The 18,395-nt window shown below is 60.5% G+C and carries 15 protein-coding genes; 7 read left to right on the forward strand and 8 right to left on the reverse strand.

Annotated elements, in window-relative coordinates:
• Positions 1–166 precede the first annotated feature (166 nt).
• The gene (locus EKE94_RS03045; RefSeq protein WP_127905116.1) at positions 167–922 is read left to right on the forward strand and encodes a class I SAM-dependent methyltransferase; all 756 of its coding nucleotides are present in this window, start codon (positions 167–169) and stop codon (positions 920–922) included.
• Between the two features lie 385 nt (positions 923–1,307).
• On the opposite strand, the gene EKE94_RS03050 is transcribed toward EKE94_RS03045, so the two are convergent.
• The 3 genes from EKE94_RS03050 to EKE94_RS03060 all read right to left on the reverse strand — a co-directional run bounded on the left by EKE94_RS03050 (position 1,308) and on the right by EKE94_RS03060 (position 4,420).
• Positions 1,308–2,033, reverse strand: coding sequence for a transglutaminase-like domain-containing protein (locus EKE94_RS03050; protein WP_127905117.1), 726 nt, complete (start codon positions 2,031–2,033; stop codon positions 1,308–1,310).
• A 543-nt stretch (positions 2,034–2,576) separates the two neighbouring features.
• Positions 2,577–3,227, reverse strand: a complete 651-nt coding sequence (locus EKE94_RS03055; RefSeq protein ID WP_164870804.1) for a TetR/AcrR family transcriptional regulator — start codon at positions 3,225–3,227, stop codon at positions 2,577–2,579.
• Positions 3,228–3,235: 8 nt separating this feature from the next.
• On the reverse strand, positions 3,236–4,420 hold the full coding sequence (locus EKE94_RS03060; RefSeq protein WP_127905119.1) for an FAD-dependent monooxygenase: 1,185 nt from the start codon (positions 4,418–4,420) through the stop codon (positions 3,236–3,238).
• 216 nt (positions 4,421–4,636) lie between these two features.
• Here EKE94_RS03060 and EKE94_RS03065 point away from each other — a divergent pair, with 216 nt between their 5' ends.
• Complete coding sequence (locus tag EKE94_RS03065; protein ID WP_127905120.1) at positions 4,637–5,797, forward strand: alpha/beta hydrolase; 1,161 nt, start codon at positions 4,637–4,639, stop codon at positions 5,795–5,797.
• Positions 5,798–6,062: 265 nt separating this feature from the next.
• On the opposite strand, the gene EKE94_RS03070 is transcribed toward EKE94_RS03065, so the two are convergent.
• From EKE94_RS03070 to EKE94_RS03090, 5 genes are all read right to left on the reverse strand, one after another.
• On the reverse strand, positions 6,063–6,407 hold the full coding sequence (locus tag EKE94_RS03070) for a hypothetical protein (protein WP_127905121.1): 345 nt from the start codon (positions 6,405–6,407) through the stop codon (positions 6,063–6,065).
• Positions 6,408–6,492: 85 nt separating this feature from the next.
• Entirely contained in the window at positions 6,493–6,771 is a 279-nt protein-coding gene (locus EKE94_RS03075) for a hypothetical protein (protein WP_127905122.1), read from the reverse strand.
• Positions 6,764–6,949 (reverse strand): hypothetical protein, encoded by a 186-nt coding sequence (locus tag EKE94_RS03080; RefSeq protein WP_127905123.1) that lies wholly within the window; start codon positions 6,947–6,949, stop codon positions 6,764–6,766. The genes EKE94_RS03075 and EKE94_RS03080 overlap by 8 nt, the downstream gene beginning before the upstream one ends.
• On the reverse strand, positions 6,942–8,360 hold the full coding sequence (locus tag EKE94_RS03085; protein ID WP_206615001.1) for a minor capsid protein: 1,419 nt from the start codon (positions 8,358–8,360) through the stop codon (positions 6,942–6,944). Before EKE94_RS03085 ends, EKE94_RS03080 begins: the two co-directional genes overlap by 8 nt.
• Before the next feature lie 1,068 nt (positions 8,361–9,428).
• The gene (locus tag EKE94_RS03090; protein WP_127905124.1) at positions 9,429–9,800 is read right to left on the reverse strand and encodes a hypothetical protein; all 372 of its coding nucleotides are present in this window, start codon (positions 9,798–9,800) and stop codon (positions 9,429–9,431) included.
• Between the two features lie 595 nt (positions 9,801–10,395).
• Here EKE94_RS03090 and EKE94_RS03095 point away from each other — a divergent pair.
• The 5 genes from EKE94_RS03095 (at position 10,396) to EKE94_RS03115 (ending at position 18,242) form a co-directional block, all read left to right on the forward strand.
• On the forward strand, positions 10,396–10,851 hold the full coding sequence (locus EKE94_RS03095; protein ID WP_127905125.1) for a tyrosine-type recombinase/integrase: 456 nt from the start codon (positions 10,396–10,398) through the stop codon (positions 10,849–10,851).
• Between the two features lie 703 nt (positions 10,852–11,554).
• Positions 11,555–13,321, forward strand: a complete 1,767-nt coding sequence (locus tag EKE94_RS03100) for a site-specific DNA-methyltransferase (protein WP_127905126.1) — start codon at positions 11,555–11,557, stop codon at positions 13,319–13,321.
• Positions 13,318–15,846, forward strand: coding sequence for a DEAD/DEAH box helicase (locus EKE94_RS03105; RefSeq protein ID WP_127905127.1), 2,529 nt, complete (start codon positions 13,318–13,320; stop codon positions 15,844–15,846). The genes EKE94_RS03100 and EKE94_RS03105 overlap by 4 nt, the downstream gene beginning before the upstream one ends.
• 571 nt (positions 15,847–16,417) lie before the next feature.
• Complete coding sequence (locus EKE94_RS03110) at positions 16,418–17,764, forward strand: AAA family ATPase (RefSeq protein ID WP_127905128.1); 1,347 nt, start codon at positions 16,418–16,420, stop codon at positions 17,762–17,764.
• Complete coding sequence (locus tag EKE94_RS03115; protein WP_127905129.1) at positions 17,757–18,242, forward strand: type II toxin-antitoxin system VapC family toxin; 486 nt, start codon at positions 17,757–17,759, stop codon at positions 18,240–18,242. The genes EKE94_RS03110 and EKE94_RS03115 overlap by 8 nt, the downstream gene beginning before the upstream one ends.
• The last annotated feature ends 153 nt before the right edge of the window (positions 18,243–18,395 follow it).

Consider the following 18,395-nt stretch of genomic DNA (forward strand, 5'->3'; position numbering starts at 1 on the left):
ATTGTAAGAAACCTGCGCCGCTGACGACTGCTGTCAGTGAAGCGCAAGCAGAACCGGCCTTGCGAACCGCGGGTCGGTTCGGTTCGTTACGTCTTCACGAAAGGCTCGATGATAAGCACCTTATTTACCTTCTCTTACCGCTCGGACGGCATCGAAGGATCTTCGGATGTCCTCTGAAAATTCCGCAGTCATGGAGGCAATGGTCGCGCTTCACGGCGCAATGGAGCGGCAGGGTCCGGGATCGGACGCCATTACGCGTCGTTTGCTGAACCGGCTTCCGCCACTTCCGTCCGAACCGAAGGTCGCCGACCTGGGATGCGGAACCGGTGCCTCAGCCCTTGTCCTCGCAGAAGCACTCGGCACACCGATTGACTGCGTCGATACCGCTCCCGCGTTCATAACGATCCTCAAGGACCGGGCCCAGGCACGTGGTCTGGATCACCTCATCCGAGGACATGTCGGCGATATGGCGCAGTATAGCCATGCTGACGGCCCATTGGACCTACTTTGGTCGGAAGGTGCGGCCTACAATCTGACCTTCGCCGGAGCCCTGTCTGCGTGGCGGCCTATCCTGAGGGCAGGCGGCCATGCCGTCATCTCGGAGTTGACTTGGTTCCAAGCGGAAAGGCCGCAGAAGGTCGAGGCGTTCTGGGCCGAAGCGTATCCGGAGCTCGCGGATGAGGCGGGCAATATCGCCACCGCCGAGACATGCGGTTTCGAGGTGCTCTTCACCGAACGTCTGCCCATTGAGGCGTGGCGCTCAGGCTACTACGCGCCACTAAAGGCTCGGGCGGATACCCTCTACGAGGACGCTTCCGACGCGATGCGGAGCGTGATCGAAGAAACCCGCCGCGAAATCACCCTGTTCGAGGAAGCCGACAATTCTCTCGGCTACACATTCTACGGAATGAGCGCGCTCTGAAATCGCGGGCGGCCGAGACCCGGCCGCCCGTTTGACCAGGAAGGGCTTGAAGCTGACCTGCGGCGACGCAGCGGGGCGTGCGCCAGGCATGCAGCAGCGGCCGTCGCTGACGGATCTTTTCGGACATTCGGCAAGCTGGCCCCCCTGCAGCGCAGCCGCCCCAAAGCGGACATCGGTGGCATTGTGCAGCATGATCGGCAGGCCAAGGTCAGCAATGCGGACGTACCAAGCTTTCGCTGCGCCCGCACGAACGTTCGGTTCAACTGGAAATACCGCTCCCGCCACGGCGAACGCAAAGCGCGGACCGCGTGGTCGTGCGTGTGGTCACTCCTGTCCCCATCTCGCCGCGCTTCCGCGGGAAGTTTCGTTCCTCCGAAGGCCCGATTCATGCACCGCCGGGAATGGCTGGCACCCGCCCCCGACGGATGCCGGCGACGCGGGCGTTCATCCAGTGGCGGATTGCGCGGCGGTAGAGGAGCCCGCGCACGATGCCGAATGCTTGGGTGTGCTCGGCGTAGAAGGCGTCCGGGTCGTCGTAGAGGCCGAGGTCTCGGTCGATGCCCATCCGCTGGATGTAGGTATCGGCGCCGGTCCACGCGACCGGAGGATCGGCCAGGCAATCGGTCCCCGCACCGTATGCGCAAAGCGACGCGCGGCTTTCAAACGCTGTCTGGAGCGCCGCCAGGAAGGGCGTATCAAGGATGAACCCTTCGAGGTTCACCCACGCTTCGTCCCGTTCCACCTCCACCCAGGAATGCAATATGCTGTCGGGCGCCAAGCGGTAGGCAATCTCGGGCACCACCCCGCGTTGGAGCGCCTTGTGGATTGTGAATCCGTGCAGGCGGCAGGGAATATCCAAAGAGCGCAACAGCGCCATGAGCAGCGTCGCCTTAGTGTTGCACTGCCCGTAGCCGTCGTGCAGGACCTCCGAGGCCGGGATGGCGTCATCGCGATTGTAGCCGAACACGATCTCGTTCCGCACGTAGTCGTAGACCGCGCCGATGCGCTCGAAGGGCGGAAGGCTCTGCCAGCCCCGCGCGGCGATCAGGCCGCTGATCGCGGGGGCGTCGAAGTTTAGCAGATCGGTGCGGCGAAGATGGCGATCGGTCATGGCGGGCTTTCCCGTTCGTTTCGTCGCTAAGGGAGATACAAGCTACAGCTGCTGTAGCTTCAAGGGGTAATCGCCATACTGGCCGTTTCATCGGCGCGATGACGAAGCGGACGGGCATTGAGAAGACGACGATCCGCAACTACGACCAGCGCAGCCTGCTGTCGAAGCAGTCGTTCGTGCGTCCTGCAGCAACGGTCAAAGTGGGCTCGAACCGGTCATGTGGCGCTGCGGCGTGCCGCGTGACCACTTTGGGGGAGTAATTCGATGCTCACGGCCAACCCCTGCCGTCCGGCACCCTGCCCGGCCGACGTACCTACCTGCCCACACCTGAAGGCCGCGTCTGCCGCTGCGAGTGACCAGTCTCAGTCCAACTGGCGCTTTCGAAAGGTTGTCGCAAACGGCCACTCTCATGCATGAGGCAAAATTGTTTCAGAGTTTTGGAGGCTTTGCCGACCGGTTCTTTCCGAGCCAGATCCCTGATGCATAATGGAGCCCAGAAAGGGCAGAGACCACCCTTCTACTCTTTGCGGGTGACGATCATGATTAAGGCGTTCCACGATCGCTTGGCGCTAGGTGGTAATCCTTCCGATCCTCCGCCGGGGCGATGTCTTCGACGTGAAACTTTGCCATGATCTGTCCGACGATTTCGCGAAGCGGGACGTTCCCCGAATCCAGCCAGAACTCGACAGCAACGTGCATAGCTGCAATCGTCACTGCCGCCGCGAGACGAGGAGTAAAGTGGCTCGTCGGATCATTTCCCGTGCGATGACCGATTTCTGTGGCGATGGTTCGCTCGATTGAACGATCCGCTTTCGCGGCTTCCGCAAAAAGCGACGGCTCGGAGCGGATCAGGCGCGCACGCGCGATCCAGTCGCGATCGGGTTCTTCTGTGAATAGCTCAATGGCCGTGGCGCGAAGCGCGTCATGCAGGGACAATTCGGCAGGCATCTTCTTCAGGATCCCGCAGAAATCCTCGGCCCGGATCGTCGCGCCTCCGACGATTGCGGCTTCTTTGCTGGAAAAGTAATTGTTGAACGTTCTGGGCGAGACATCCGCCTCGGACGCGATATCCTCGATACGGACCTGCGAGACGCCGCGTTCCAGCGCAAGGCGAAGGGCGATATCGCTGAGGCGCGCCCGCATCGCGCGTTTCTTTCGCTCGCGCAACCCGACTGGAGGTGGTTCGGTATTCATGCGGTCCATTATACCTTGCCGGGGGAAAATGTGTACTCGCGCAGGCTCGTCGCGTGGTCGGCTTTCCAGCGCGACAGAACGCCGATGAGCGGCGAAGAGAGGAACAGATTGCGGGCCAGGATCCCCGCCCGGGTCCGCGGAACGGTGATGCCGGTAAACAGCTGCGACTGCTTGAGTTTGACCAAGTCTCGCTGAGCGTCCTCGTACCGGGCCAGCGCCGCCTGCGAGATGCCGCCTTCGGCCAGCGCGCCGGCAAGGCGGTAGGACCCGGTCAGCGCAAGCAGCGCACCCGCGCCGGAGGCCGGCGAGGCGCAATAGGCGGCATCACCGACCAGCACCACGCGCCCTCGGGACCAGCTGGGCATTTTGGTCTGAGCCAGGGCGTCGAAGTATAGGTCATCGGTCTTGTCCATCGCGTCCAGCATCGAGGGGACATGCCACTCCATGCCGACGAAGGCATCGCGCAGCAGTCGCCGCTGTGCGTCGCTGTCGCGGTGGTGATAGCTCAGGGACTGGTCGCTGTGGAACATGAAGTTGACCTGCCCCTTTCCAGGATCTGCCCCGAAGACCGCCGCAGAGCGGCCGGGCTCGTTGTAGAATGTCGTCCAGCCGTGTTCGCCGATGGCCAGATCGGCTGGGAACGCCGCGAAGTAGTGCTGGCGAAACTGCACGAACGTCTCCTCAGGGCCGAAGGCGATCCGACGCACCGCCGAATGGAGCCCATCGGCGCCGACGACAAGATCGAAGCGCCGTTGCGTACCACTCCGCAACGTCACGTCCACCCCTTCGTCATCCTGCTCAAGTTCGGCAATAGCATCGCCAAAAATATACTCAACATCGCCAACGGTCGCGTCGTAGAGCAACGCTGAGAGGTCTCCCCGCGTGACCTCGACGTCTTCCGATCCGACGATTTTCTCAAGACCGGCCGTGGACACCCGGGCACGTTCGCGACCTCGCACATCGACAAAGCGAAGCCCCTGCGTATAAACGGCCCTTTCGCGCACGGCGACGCTTAGACCCATGCGGGAGATCACCGTCAGCGCCTCGGCGCGGATGTCGACGCCGTTACCGGCGTGACGCAGCGCCGCGGATTGCTCGACGATTGTCACGTCAAATCCGCTGCGTACGAGCCAGAATGCAACGGCTGGCCCGGCGATGCTGGCACCTGAAATCAAGATCTTAGGCTTTGGCATGGGTCAACTCCGTGATGCTGCCGATGTCGTTTGGCATTTATTTGCCGAACCAGCAAGATTGCTGAAACCGCAAACTTGCGACTCGAGCAATATTGTGAAGAGTGCGGCAGGAGAGATGAGGCGAGGCACTGCCCTCGGCGCCTCGTGGTCGCGCAAAGAGCGTGCGGTCGGACGTCTCTCCGGGGCGATCCCGGCTATGGAAAAGGAGCAGATACTGTGACCATCGAATTCAGCCACTGGCCTGAGCACTACGGAAAATCGTTCCAGGTGACCAAGCTCCTCGGGCTCGCGTCCCTCGGGTTTGCTGACGTCACCGAGATATTCGAGGCCTGCAAGAGGATTGATCCGGGCAATGACGAGACCTGGGTCAAGGAGTGGCTGGCTACCGCAGAGGCTGTGGAACGGCATGGCCGGCAGGCAGAAGCCGTGGGCAACTGGGTCTCTGCACGGGACGCATATGCGCGCGCCTGCAACTATACGAGAAATGCCGAGTTCATGGTGATGGATGACGAAAATGAAAAGGTCCGTCTCATCCGCAAGTCCGTCGAACTATTCGAGGCAGCCGGCCAGTACTTCGACGTGAAGCCGGAAAAGGTGCAGATTCCCTACGAGGACGCCGTGCTCGAGGGGTACCTTTTCACGCCGCATTGGATCGACGGACCGCGGCCGACGCTGTTTGCCCTGAACGGCGGCGAAGAGCATTCCACCGAGAATTACTTCAACCTCGGCCCGGCCTTCATCGCGGGCGGATACAACTTCTTCGTCTGGGATCAGCCGGGAACCGGGCTGTCGCTCTACGAGAAAGGAAAGACGCGGCGCGCCGACAGCGAAGCGTTTCACTCAAAGGCGATCGATTTCCTGCTCACGCGGCCAGAGGTCGATCCCGACAAGATCATCGTCTTCGGCGAAAGCTTCTCCGGCTATGATTCCCTGCGGTTCGCGTCTTTCGACCAGCGCATCGCGGCGGTCGTCTCGGATGGCGGAACGCATAAATTCGACTGGCCGGCGATGCTGAGGTGGATGCCTCCGAGCCTTGCCGCCCACGGCCTCCGCATCCTTGGCGCAGAAAGCCTGGACGACTTCGCGAATGACCCGCAATTCGCCTATGATCTCGAGGGCGTCCTACACCGGATCGAATGCCCCCTCCTGATCGTTCACGGTGCCGAAGAGGCCCTAGTGCAGCCCCATCCGCTGAGGCAGGCCCTGACGAACTACGAGCAGGCTGGCAGCTCCGACAAAACGTTCTTTCCGATCGAGGACCGGCGCCTTGGAGGGCTGGAACACTGCCAGGTGGACAACAAGCACGTCGCGCGCGAGGTCGTGTTGAACTGGCTTTGCTCGATCGGTCTCGGCCCCTCGGCACCACGCGGCACCTGAACCGGCTGCAAAGTGTAAGAGTTTGGCCGGCCTGATCGCGTTTCAGGCCGGCCAGTTCATGCAGGGCGAGAAAATAGGCTTCCCAGGCAACCGAGCGATATCGACCGCTTGCATCCCACACCGAAAGCCGCGGTTTAGCGAACGACGGCTTACCCCCGCACAGCTGACCTCGACGCAGATCGCAACGAACTAACGCTTCCCGCCCTTCCAGGACAAGGGTGCAAGGTGCAGCGACCGCCTGGTCGCCGCACCTGCCCTGCCCTCCCTACAACAGCCCCGCCCGCTCCTTCCGTTTTGACACGATCAGCTTTCGCGCCTTGCCGCTGCCCGCGGCTGCGCCGGCCACGGTATAGCTCAGCCGCACCTCATCGATATGGAAGCCCGCGAAGATCTCGCGGATCTCCGGCGTTTCGTTGATGGAGAGCACGAAGGCGCCGCGCAGCTGGCGCAGAAGATCCGCCATGCGGACGAAATTGCTAGGGGCGAACATGCCCCTGCCGTAGTCCGCCTCGCCCCCGTGATAGGGCGGATCGAGGTGGAACAGGGCCTTGGGGCTGTCGTAGCGGGGCGATGAGATCGGACCAGCCCGGGCGTTCGCAGGCGGCACCATCCAGCCACTCGTGCTCGGATTCGAGAATCGACTCCAGCCGGGAGAGGCTGAACCGCGGGGCGCGGTGGCGCTCAGGTTGATGGTGTCAGCCTAAAAGGTGCGTGACCTTACCCATCGCGAGGCAGTCGACGCAGATGATGGCGCGTGAGCCGCCCTCGGGCTTGCCATCACGGACCATGCGGCCCTGCTTTACTTCCATCGTCGTGGCGCCGGAAACGCCGGTGTCCAGTTCGCACTGCCAGCAGGTCAGCAACTGGGCGGCCCCGCGCTTGCGGGTGCGGTATGGCTTCGGCTTTGGCTTCTCGTCGCCGGCCGGGCCGCCGGGGATGACGCGAAAGCGTTGAGGGGTGTCGTCCTCAGCCACCCGCGGCCTCGATCTCCCGGCGCAGCTCTTCGGCAATGGCTTCACGATCAGCTTCCGGGTGCAGGCGAAGATATTCGTCGACGGCATCGGACGGGCTCCAGTCCGAAAACCGGCTGCCGGCCGCGAAGAGCCCCGCCACCGTGTAGTCCGACAACCGCTTCGCTTCGGCCTCAGCCATCTTCGACGATCTCCAGATCGATCACCCTGAAGGACCGGCCGTCTAACATCCGGGAGCCCTTCGACTTCACCCTATACCGCAAGCCGGGCTTCAGAAGAACCTCAAACTCGCCGGGGTTCTGGGTGATAGTCTCGACATAAGCACCCGACCGCGGCTCTTCTACTCTGACCAGAACGTCAGACCTCATAGCCCATTGAACGACGAACCTGTCGCTGGTCGAGAAGCTCTGCAACTGGTTCCCCAAGTCGAGATCTTCACCCTCGACTGCAGCGTCCCAGAGACCATCCGCGGCTGCCTTTGTCTTGTGCGGGGCGCGCCATATGGTAGCGCGGTTGGCCGGTAGCTGGTCGATGCCCTGAACGATCAGCGCGCTGACTTTTCTGTCGTCGAGGGTGGAGAGCCCCTCCCGCGCCCTCGCATTCAGTCCGGCGTATGAACTGCCGGTATAGTGGCGGATCCCCAAAAGCGGGTTCACGTCCGCTTTCCATCCCTCCTGCTTGATCGCCTGGGTCACTACCCTGCGGTGGCCGGTTAGATCGCCCATGACCTGCGTCAGAAGCTCAGTCTGCGCGGGCTCGTCCTTGAGAAAGCGTGCGATCGCGTCCTTCGGGCTGCCCGGCGGAGCTTGGATGGCAGCGCCGAGGCCTGAGCGCCGAAAAGCTGCAGGTTCCCGTTCCCGAAGGGCGTCCAGAATATACGCGTCACCCTTTGTGTCGACGAACCGCTCCACCTTCAGGCCACCGGTGCGGAAAAGCGCCCCTTTGCCCCGCCCTAGAACCTCGTCCTGGAACTCGGCCGGCTGCTTCCTCAGCCATTCGCCGTAGGTCTGCGACGCTGGCACCTGGCCATTCATGCTGGCGCGCGTCGCGGGCTCCAGCTCGTCGATGTCGAACCCCAGTTCGCGCCAGCTCTTCGTGACCGGCACCGTCGTGGACCGGCAATTGATGTGCGCGGGCGGGCGCGGGCCGCTGTCCACCGGGAAGGTCTGGCCGTCCCGGCTGGCGCAGATCAGTGTCGTGCGGCCGTCGAGGGTGGCGACCCACTGGACCTTGCCCACGATGTCGCCGTTTGCCTGGTAGGTCTCCTGCCGGGCCACGTTCGCCGTGTGAGTGACCGCGGTGCAAACGATGCTCTCCGCGTTCCGGCGGCTGATCTCCAGCGCCCCGTCCTTGAACTGCCGAGCCTTCGTGCCCCGGACCCGCCGCACGATCTGGTCGATGGTCTCGCCTTCGACAAAGCCGATGCGGATCGCGTCCCGGACCTTCGTGGCGACGCTGTCCTCAAGACCTGCCATCCACTCGCGCAGGAAGCGCCCCTGAAAGGGCCTCGCCATCGTGGCGGCGTAGACCTGCTGCGCCGTCGGCTGCACCACGGACATCTCAATCGGCAGCGCCGACTGGATCGCCCGCACCTGAAACCCGGCCTCGTAGTCGGCCAGCGCAGCCAGTTCTTTCGTCAGTTCCTTGCTGACTATCTCGTAGGCGTCCCGGTTGATGCGCCCTAGCTCGTCCAGCAGGCGTTCCAGCCGCTTCCCGGTCAGGGGTCATCAGGGTCGAGGGCGCGGATCCTGTCTACAAGGTCACGATCAGTTTGGTTCAGGAGGCAGATGATCCGGCGGACGACGCCGTTGCTGTAGCGGCGCAGGTTGACCTCGTGGCGGATCCCGGCGTCGAGGATGGGCATCAGTTAGGGGACGGGACACCCGACCATCATGCCTTGCGAATGACGCCCCCCTGCGCGGCCCGTTGACGCTCGGCGCTGGTCGATGCTGACCGGGGCGGTGCCGGGGTAAAATGCGGTGGAGTGTGGAGTGTACCAATTGGCGCAACTATCATGAGAGCGCCACCAAATAGCGATACAAGAGTGAACACGATGCACCATTTAGTACATAGTATCAATGTGCTGAGGGGGCGAGATGGTCACGCCCCGCGCAAGGGGGACCGCGATGGAGGTTCAACACCGCGCTATCGCCCTTCAGATCATTAGCCTGATGCTACTCGCGGCAAACGTCTGGCATCACTGGTGATCTAAAGGTGGCCGGTCCCGGTTGACGCCGGGGCCGGCTACCCCTCCAAGGTAAGGCACGTGCAATGACGGCTCAAGAGTTTCTCGACTGGATGGGGTCTTGCGGGTTTCGGAAGGCCCGTGAGGTGGAAGAGGCGCTAGGCCTCGGAAGAAATGCAGCGGCTCGTTACGTGGCCGCGGCGAAGAAGGGAGAAGATGTCCCCCTGCCCCGATACACCGCCCCAGCCATGTCCGCCGTTGCACAGGGGCTCAAGCCTTGGGACGAATACAGGAGGTAACAATGACCAACCGGCAAGCCTGGGTCTCGATAGCCCTGTCTCTCGCGATCATCGTCATGATCATCGTCAACTTCGCAGTGCAGTAAAGGAAACGCCCGGCGGCATCTCTGCCCCGGGCGCTTGCGGTAGAGCCGCTTTCGCAGAGAGCGCATTCCTGCGCTACCGATTTCAGCGTTCTATCGACCTGCGTTCACAAACGCTGCCAAGCCCTCCCTGATCTGGTGAAGCGCCGCGGCTTCGTCTGTGACGCAGGCGCGCTTGATTGCCCATAGAACCCCTGCGGTGCAGCTCAGGAGAATGTGCTGGTCGCACATATGCTCTTCCTTGACGGCAATGGCTGCACGGATGCGCTCTAGCCTCGATCCACCCCGGACAACGCCGTAGCTTGGCCCTTGCGGCATCGGGCGAGGTAGGCCGTTGAGCGCGGCATAGGCTGCGTAGCGCTGGCAATAATCCAGCGCGGCGGAGTGCTTCCCGTCGGTGATCTTTCCGTCGGCCCACATCCAGCCAATCACGCTGCGCCGGTGCCGCTGCTTCAGGTCGTGCATCTGCCTCTTGCTGACCGCTTTCGCCTGCGCTTCGTGCCACTTTCCCGGATCTTGAAGGCTCCTTGAAATCACGCCGGTGCGTGTGCCGCGCCCTAAGGACAGTCTGCATCGGCCCCTCTTCGAAATACTGTTGCTCGTGCTCATTGACGACGGCGGCGCTGCGGCTGCCCCCGGCGTCTGGGCGCACTCTATTGGGAATGCCGCGTCGGTCAGCATAGTCCCCGCCAAATACACCCGGCGTGAACTGGCGGTCGCGTGGCGTTCCGATCCAAGGGTCAAAGGTCTCTGGCCGACTGAACAAAGCGCAGCTACCGGCGCCAGATAGACACCCTTTTAGAGAAGAACGCCGGGAAGGACGTTCGAAAGACCACCCGCCAGGGGCTGCGCACGGTTCACGCGTTCCTTGCAGATACGCCGCGCAAAGCCGATTGGCGCATCCAGATCGTGTCTCTCCTCCGGAACTACGGCAAGCTCAATGCGAACTGGCCCCGGGCCGACACCCCGGCCCTCGGGATCGACCTCGAAGAGGTGCGGAGCCCATGCGAGCCCTGGCCGAAATGGATGGTGCCCACGTTGATCGTGACGCCCTGAAACCATGCGCAGCATCGCGGAGCTTATCCTCGGCACCGGCCTGCGCCCCGGCGCCGCGGTCGAAATGTCGTGGGACGACTTCGCAGGCGACCGCATGAAGGTGCTAGATGAGAAAGCCGGCGAGCGCATCACCACGCACCGTCCGCACGATCTACGCACCTACCTGGACGACTTGCCGAAGCGCGGGGCCTACGTGCTGGCGAAGAATTTGACGCAGCCGATCGGTTACAGCGCTTGCGAGAAAGCTTTCCGCGCATGGCGGGCAACTCTGGGCCCGGAGGCCAAGCCCTATTCCCTGCACGGGCTACGCAAGCTCACCATCATTCGGCTGGCCGAAGCCGGCTGTTCAGAAGCCGAGATCCAAGCCGTGACCAAACAGAGCGTCGAGACCGTGGTCTATTACCGGACCCGGGCGAACCGTCTGGCCCTGTTGTGGGCAGCCCCGGGACACCGGAAATGATGGAGTAGAAAGAAGAAGGGGTGAATGGGGAAAGTGGGCTGCGGGTGTGGGCTCGTCAGCGTTCCACCCCTTCACCCCGCCCCGCGGAACTGCGGGGCGCCCAACAATACCAACGTGGTACCCGTGGCCGGACTCGAACCGGCACGCCTTGCGGCGGGGGATTTTGAATCGGCTCGACCTTAAGCCAGATCAACCCCTTGGATGCATTTCGCTCACATGGACATAACAAGAACTTTTCGCGACATGTGAACGGTCGCCAAAAGGGAGCTATGATCGCTCTGACCTGCTCGACTGACGCCGCATGGGCATGGGCACGAAGCGGACTTGCGGCGATGAGGAGAGGCCAACCCGGCAGCTGAACACGTCGCCCGTCGCGCTCCCGGCCCTCAGCCGACCTTCGTGCCAGGCGCAGCGGATGGCCGGCCCCAGCCCTTACCGGTCGGTCGCGACCGCACCGTGCTCGACGTGTCTGGTGGAACCGCCCGCGATAATCGGACTTGCGGCACAGCGGCGAAACCTACGTGGACCATCCTTAAAAGCGGCCATGGTCGGGGTGTAGGCGTTCCAATGCCGGGCAAACGAGCAGGAAGGCGTGGGGCATCTCTATCTGTTTTCCGTTGCCTACCACGAACGCCGCGACTTCCGTTCACCAGTTTGGACCGATAAAGTGACGTAAAACAAGGACAAGGGCAGAGCATCGCACATGGCCGGAAAATATGACGACCTCACCCACGCGCAACTTGTCGAGCTTCTAGAGAAGCGCGACCGGACCAAGAAGCTTGGGCTGGTGTGGGAGCGCGACGAGATCGAGGCTGACGCGGCGGTGGATGCCAACTTCATCGCCTGCCGGATCGACGAGGCGCTGTCGGATAAGCCCGCGCCTTGGGACAATCTGGTGATCGAGGGCGACAACTTCGACGCGCTGCGCTGGCTGCGCATGACCCACGCAGGGCGGGTGAAGTGCATCTACATTGATCCGCCCTACAATACCGGCAACAAGGATTGGGTCTATAACGACAGCTACATGGACAAGGAGGATCGGTTCCGCCAGTCCACATGGCTTGAGTTTCTCTATCGTCGCTTGACGCTGGCCCGCGACTTGCTGGCCGAGGACGGGGTGCTGCTGGTGTCGATCAATGACGAGCAGCGGGCATTTCTCGAAATGATGTTGAGTGAAGTACTTCCAGGGATGCGTTTGGGAACTTTTGTGTGGCGCACTCGCAAGGGCGGTTATGACAGCGGGAACTTCAGCCGAGACCACGACTTTGTTTTGGTGTATGGTAAACCCGCATTCGAGTTTCACGGTACTGACAAGAACCGGAGTGACTACAGCAATCCAGACAATGATCCGAGAGGGCCATGGACGGACGATCCGCTCCAACAACCCAAGACATATCGGCAAAGAAAGAACGCTGTCTATTTCATCACTGATCCCGAGACAGGTATTGACTATCCCCCCAATCCAAACCGCGTGTGGTCAGTGGGGCAACGTGGCGACAGTGGGTTGACCGAAAGTCCTTGGGAGGACCTTCTAGAAGATAACCTTTTGGTATTCAAGAAGCGTGGCCAATATGTGCAATATGATACGCTTGACGAGCTGATGTCAGCTTTCCGTGACAAAACTGCGCACAAGTTTGCACGGGTAGATCTTCCAAACATAGAGGATTGGGTTGGGAGAAAGATTGGTCTTGGAAGTGTTCGCATAAAGAAGTTTCTCAAAGACCGCTGCGACGATGAAGTTAATCCCATTTCCAGCTTGCTAGATGGTATAACCACCGAAGAAAGCCTTTCTGTTGAAGTCGGGAAGACCACAGAAGGAACGCGCGAAGTCCGTGCATTGTTTGGCGAAAGCACATTCGACTACCCAAAGCCTGTTTCGCTGATCCGCGAACTTGTCCGCCAGTCCTCCGGCCCTGGTGATCTGGTTCTGGACTTCTTCGCCGGGTCGGCCACCACGGCTCAAGCGGTTATGGAACTCAATGCCGAAGACGGGGGAAGCCGCCGCTTCATCATGGTGTCGTCCACTGAGGCGACGGATGACGCCCCCGACAAAAACCTGTGCCGGGACGTCACCGCCGAGCGCATCCGCCTGCTCAACGCCAGCGACGATAAGAAATACGCCAACCTTGCCGAGGGATTCGCATATCTGCGCACCCACGAGATCGCCTTTGAAGACCTCGACTATGACCTTCAACCCGCCGACGCCTGGGCCGCCCTGGAAGCTATGCACGACCTGCCGCTGACCCTCTATGACGGCAATGCGCCATGGAACCTGCATGAAGGCGAGACCACCGCGCTGGTGCTGGTGGACCGTTTCGACCCCGGCTTGCTGGAGTGGCTGCAAGGCCGCGACCGGCAGAACCTGTTCGTTTATGCGTGGGCACCGGGCCAGATCGTGGAGCGTCTCGACGGCACCCATGTTGACATTCGACCCGTCCGCGACACGCTGGTGAAGCGGTTCCAGCAATGACCGAGCGCTTGTCCCTTGCCGCCTATCAGACCCGCGCTGTGGATGGCCTTTCGCGGGTGATCCGCAAGGTGGCCGAACTGCACGACCGCGACCCGGCGCACCGGCAGGCCATCGCTCTGAAAAGCGGCGTGACGCTGCTGCAAAGCCCCACGGGATCGGGCAAGACGCTAGTGTTGGGGCGGGTGCTGGAAGAGCTGCGCGGCGCGCTAAGCCGCCCCGTTGTGTGGCTGTGGTTCGCGCCCTATTCCGGGCTGGTGACGCAAACGCGCAAGGCGCTGGTGGCACAATGCGGCGGTCTACGCGTCCGTGATGTGGCCAAGGACCGGGAACCCAAGGGCACCCGCGACGGCGATGTGTTCATCCAGACGTGGGCGACGGTCGCGGCCAGCAACAAGGACGCCCGAAAAGTCCGCCGCACGTCCGAGGCGGCGTTGTCCTTCGATGATCTGATTGCGTCTTGGCGGGATGCAGGGTTCTTCGTTGGCGTCGTGATCGACGAGGCGCATCTGAACTTCGGGGCGTCCGCCAAGGTCGCGGCGGGGTTCTACCTTGACCACATCCAACCGGATTTCACGATCCTCGCCACCGCCACGCCAAGCGACGAGAAGCTGGAAGCCTTCGAGCGCACCGCCGGGATCGAAGTGGCCAGCCGCGTTGTCGTGCCCCGTGCCGAGGTTGTCGAAGCCGGATTGAACAAGGTGGGCCTCAAGCTCGGGGTGATCCGCTTCCGCGAAGGTGACCGCGACCTGATCGACCACGAACAGGCCACACTACAGGCCGGGTGGACGCAGCATTGCCGTGTACGCGAACGGCTTAAGGAACACGGGTTGGCCGTATCGCCCCTGATGCTGGTGCAGGTGGAAGACCAAGCCAAGGGTGGGGAAGACCCGGTTAAGCGGGTGCGGGATAAGTTGGTAGAGATCGGCGTTGATGATGCCGCTATCGCCACGCACACGTCCGGCCAGCCTGACCCAGATTTTCACTCCTTGGCCTATGACCCCGACACCCATGTGTTGATCTTCAAAGTGGCCGTGGCCACGGGCTTCGACGCGCCCCGCGCATGGACGCTGGTGTCCGTGCGCCCGAACCGGGGCCGCGACTTCGGTATGCAGATCGTTGGGCGCATCATGCGCGTGCATCCGTCCGTGCGGCCTATCCACGGGCAAGACGATCTGCTGGACAGCGGCTATGTGCTGCTAACGGATCCGGCTATGCAGGCGGGCCTTCAAGCGGCGGTGGATGAGTTGAAAGCGGTGCGCGAAAGCATCGAACTTATTACGGACAATCTCGACCTGTACGAGTTTGGCAATGCCGAGAGGCAAGCCGTCGCGTCGGATGCACCCAAGCCACCTTTCACTCCGAAGCCGCCCGAAAACGAGACTGAACGTCAAGAGCGCCTGACGCACCTGATCGAGCAAGGCGTGGTGCGGGCCGATGTGCAGAACATGCCCGACACGGAAAAGGACCGCGCCATTGTCGCGGGCGAGACCTGGCAGAGCATGAGCGATACGCCGCTCTTTGGCGATCTGCCGGAAAGCAAGAAGACCGAGACGGGCAAGGCGCCAAGCAAGCTGAACTTCCGCCCCTATCCGCTGCGCAAGGACCTGGATTTGCCCAGAGCACTGGTCCGGGAACTGCCACCGGACCCCATGAAGCTGAACGAGCTGGTGCACGACATCGCCAGAGATTTTTGCCGCTCTGCTGATATGCTAGGTCTGCTGCAACGCAAGCTGACAAAGGCGCATCTCAACTTGCGCGACCTGTTCGCTGCGGAGTTTCAGGAAACGGTGGACCTACGTTTGCGGCTGTCCAATGCGCGGGTGGCTGAGAAGGCGCAACTCGCCTTCAACTTTAATGACGCCATCGACCCGCGTCTCCTGAAGCGCGCGCTGGTGGAGGAGCTGCGCGGCATCGTGGATGACAGAGGCATTGAAGCGGAGGAACATGACCTGCGCCGCGCCATTGAACTTGCCGGGATGACGGAACCCGAGAAGTTGAAAGAAGCGATCAAGACGGTACAGGCCCGCAATGTGCGCACCGATGCCAGCGAACCCGTACCAGAACAGTACTTCGGGCCGGACGGGCTGAGTGAAGCCGGGAAGTCCGCATACGGAGTGTTCCCGCATCGTCTGAACAAGGAAGAACAAGACTTCGCGGCGTTCTTGGACGCCGATAAGACAGGGACGGTGAAGTGGTGGATGCGAAACCCAGAGAATGAAACGTGGGCAACTCGCTTGATACTTCCGTCTGGGCACCGGTTTTTCCCTGACTTCGTTGTAGGGGTCAGCGGGCGTACAACGCCCGACTCTATCGCGCTAATCGAGATCAAGGATGACGGCGAAACGGGACGTCTACAGTCAGACCGGAACGTGGAGAAAATCCGCGTTCAGCATCGCGAGTATCGCAACGTCTTCTGGACCTACCGATCTAACGGCACATGGATACGCGCGCGCTATGCAGAAGGGCTACACAAGATCGTCCCGAATGATCGGTTCGACGTGAAGGAACTCGTCTATCTAGGATAGGCGGCCTGCATCATAGCGGCCGCTTCGTTCGGCATTGCTGCCGTTCGAGATATGCGCAGCGAACGGCCGCTGTCCGCCATTCACGAACTAGGCTGCTCCCGGCCCACACCGGACCTTCGCACCAGGAGCAGCGGATGACCGCTCCCAGCCCGAACTTGACCTTGGCCACGCTGTGCACTGCAGAACGAAGCGAACCTTCGACCCGGGAGCGGGTGCCGGAAAGTGCGCGCAGGGGAGAGAGGGGCGCCGCGTCGCCACGAGCCAAGGCGATGCCAAAATCGGTCGTGTTTCAGCATTCACCTGAAGCAGTGCCCAATAGCTTAGGCCCATGACAAGCGCTAGCGATGTGCCGAAGGTGGGGTGAGCGAGTGCGCACAAACAGGCTGAACGAGCCGCGACAATGCTCAAACTACACAAGCATTTACGTCAACTAACTTCGTAGACTGCCTCCTCATGCGAGCTGCATCGTTGCTAGTGGGTATGGTGCATGATATCAATCAGTTACGTGTTGGCGAGCGTTGCCTAGCAGCAATCTGATCGCTTCACTCAGTAAAAAATACTGGAAACCGATATGCTGCTATCATTCAGCCTAAAATCTTTCAAAAGCTATAGGGAGAGTAATCTTCCTCTAGCACCCCTCACAGTATTAATCGGCGCCAATGCGTCTGGAAAGAGCAATGCCATTGAGGGGCTGAGGCTTATGTCCTGGCTCGCGCAAGGGCAGCGCCTATCAGCCATTCAGTACAGCGTAAACAGCGGCGAGCAAGTCGTCAGGGGTACTGCCAGAAACTTGCCAAATGAAGGCGCGAGCAAATTTGGTTTCGCTTGTTCTTTTTCAGGGGCTCGCTGGGAAGATTGGGATATCGAGATAGAATTGCGAGAGGACGGTCTTCATATCCTATCGGAATCTGTGACTTCCCCGTGGGAGAGCGTCCCGCTTTATACCTTGGATCAACCGTCTACAGGGCGCGGTACCGATGTGGGCGTTGCCTACAACAATTTTGCAAGGGGTGGAAAAAAGCCTCACATCATTTGCATTGATCAAATGCCAATATTTACTCAATTGGTGACACCCGCCTCGATATCAGCAAACCACAAAAAATCTCGAAAAGAGGTTCCTTCGGCGTCTCGAGTTATAGAGGGGCTTCTGTCAAATATTCTATTTCTAGACCCCAACCCACAGCTAATGCGCAATTACTCATTCCCTGCTGGTGAGAAACTGCGAGGTGATGGGGCTAACCTATCAGCGGTGCTCTTTGATTTGTGCGGTCGACCAAAGGACGAAGTTGAGATAAGTGACTTATCCGATCTGCTTGATGGGGTCGAAGCCGCGCCCGAGTTGCTGAGCCTAATACAATCTCTTCCCGAGCAAAATATTGACGGGATCAGCTTTATAAAAGAGCCGCGAGGCGGCGTAATGGTGTCGCTCACTGAAAGCTTTGGCGGCCATTTGAAGAGATATGATGCTTCCCTGCTCTCAGATGGAACTTTGCGTGTTCTGTCAATCGCCGCAGCCCTGCTGTCAGCTCCGATTGGCACGATGGTAGTTATCGAAGAAATCGACAATGGTGTACACCCAAGTCGAGCGAAGCACCTCCTTACAAGCATCCGAAGAATTGCTGAGGAACGACAGCTTCGTGTTCTAATGTCGACTCACAATCCCGCTCTGCTAGACGCACTTCCGGATGAGAGTATTCCGGATGTTCTATTTTGCTACAGGAGCACCGACGACGGTTCGAGTAAGATTATGAGGTTGTCAGATAGTGAGTCATACCCGGAGATCGTCGCGCAGGATTCCCTCGGAGGGCTTTTGACCTCTGGACTGCTTGACAGGTATGCGAAGCTCAAGAAGACAAGTAAAGACCGAAAGGTTTCCGCCCTTGATTGGCTGAACAAAGCGCGTCAAACAGATGAGTGAAGTTGTTCTCATTGATACGTCGATCTTTCTGAATGTCCTCAACGTTCCGGGTTTAAATCAAGATCGAGTGGCCATTCTTGATGAGTTTGAGGGGAGGATCAAACGTGGAGACCATTTCCTCCTGCCGATGGCCACCATATGGGAGACAGGTAATCATATTTCGCGCTTAAGCACTGGAGGGAGGAGGCGCGAATTTGCCGAAACTCTAGCTGAGCAAGTAAGATTGGCATTGAATGGCGAAGTGCCTTTTAAAGCTACCCACTTTCCAGATAGAGAGGAGTTCCTGCGATGGCTTATGGCGTTTCCGGAAGCGGCGATGAGGAACAAGTCCGAGAAAAAAACGAATGAGGGGACGAGCTTGGCGGACCATTCTATTGTTAAGGAGTGGGAAAGAACTGTTGCGCAAAACCCTTCCCGGACTGTCTGCATCTGGTCGTTGGACGTCGATTTGAGCGCGTATCGAAGCACGCCATATTAGAGAATATACCGCGAAGGCCGCGAAATGAAACTGAATGTTCAAATCGAAACACCCTCATCTTGCCGCGCTTATGGTTTTACTCAGCGCTGATAATCAGCAAGGCGTCTAGCTCGGTCCACCGTCTGGAGGACGACCGTTTCGACGGCACTCAGA

The organism is Mesobaculum littorinae (genome assembly GCF_004011175.1).
Classification (GTDB): domain Bacteria; phylum Pseudomonadota; class Alphaproteobacteria; order Rhodobacterales; family Rhodobacteraceae; genus Tranquillimonas; species Tranquillimonas littorinae.

Excerpts from the sequence above, each read along its gene's own strand:
- EKE94_RS03045 (WP_127905116.1), top strand. The coding sequence starts at position 167 with ATGTCCTCTGAAAATTCCGCAGTCATGGAGGCAATGGTCGCGCTTCAC.
- EKE94_RS03050 (WP_127905117.1), bottom strand. The coding sequence starts at position 2,033 with ATGACCGATCGCCATCTTCGCCGCACCGATCTGCTAAACTTCGACGCC.
- EKE94_RS03055 (WP_164870804.1), bottom strand. The coding sequence starts at position 3,227 with ATGAATACCGAACCACCTCCAGTCGGGTTGCGCGAGCGAAAGAAACGC.
- EKE94_RS03060 (WP_127905119.1), bottom strand. The coding sequence starts at position 4,420 with ATGCCAAAGCCTAAGATCTTGATTTCAGGTGCCAGCATCGCCGGGCCA.
- EKE94_RS03070 (WP_127905121.1), bottom strand. The coding sequence starts at position 6,407 with ATGGTGCCGCCTGCGAACGCCCGGGCTGGTCCGATCTCATCGCCCCGC.
- EKE94_RS03080 (WP_127905123.1), bottom strand. The coding sequence starts at position 6,949 with ATGGCTGAGGCCGAAGCGAAGCGGTTGTCGGACTACACGGTGGCGGGG.
- EKE94_RS03090 (WP_127905124.1), bottom strand. The coding sequence starts at position 9,800 with ATGCACGACCTGAAGCAGCGGCACCGGCGCAGCGTGATTGGCTGGATG.
- EKE94_RS03095 (WP_127905125.1), top strand. The coding sequence starts at position 10,396 with ATGCGCAGCATCGCGGAGCTTATCCTCGGCACCGGCCTGCGCCCCGGC.
- EKE94_RS03100 (WP_127905126.1), top strand. The coding sequence starts at position 11,555 with ATGGCCGGAAAATATGACGACCTCACCCACGCGCAACTTGTCGAGCTT.
- EKE94_RS03105 (WP_127905127.1), top strand. The coding sequence starts at position 13,318 with ATGACCGAGCGCTTGTCCCTTGCCGCCTATCAGACCCGCGCTGTGGAT.
- EKE94_RS03110 (WP_127905128.1), top strand. The coding sequence starts at position 16,418 with ATGCTGCTATCATTCAGCCTAAAATCTTTCAAAAGCTATAGGGAGAGT.
- EKE94_RS03115 (WP_127905129.1), top strand. The coding sequence starts at position 17,757 with ATGAGTGAAGTTGTTCTCATTGATACGTCGATCTTTCTGAATGTCCTC.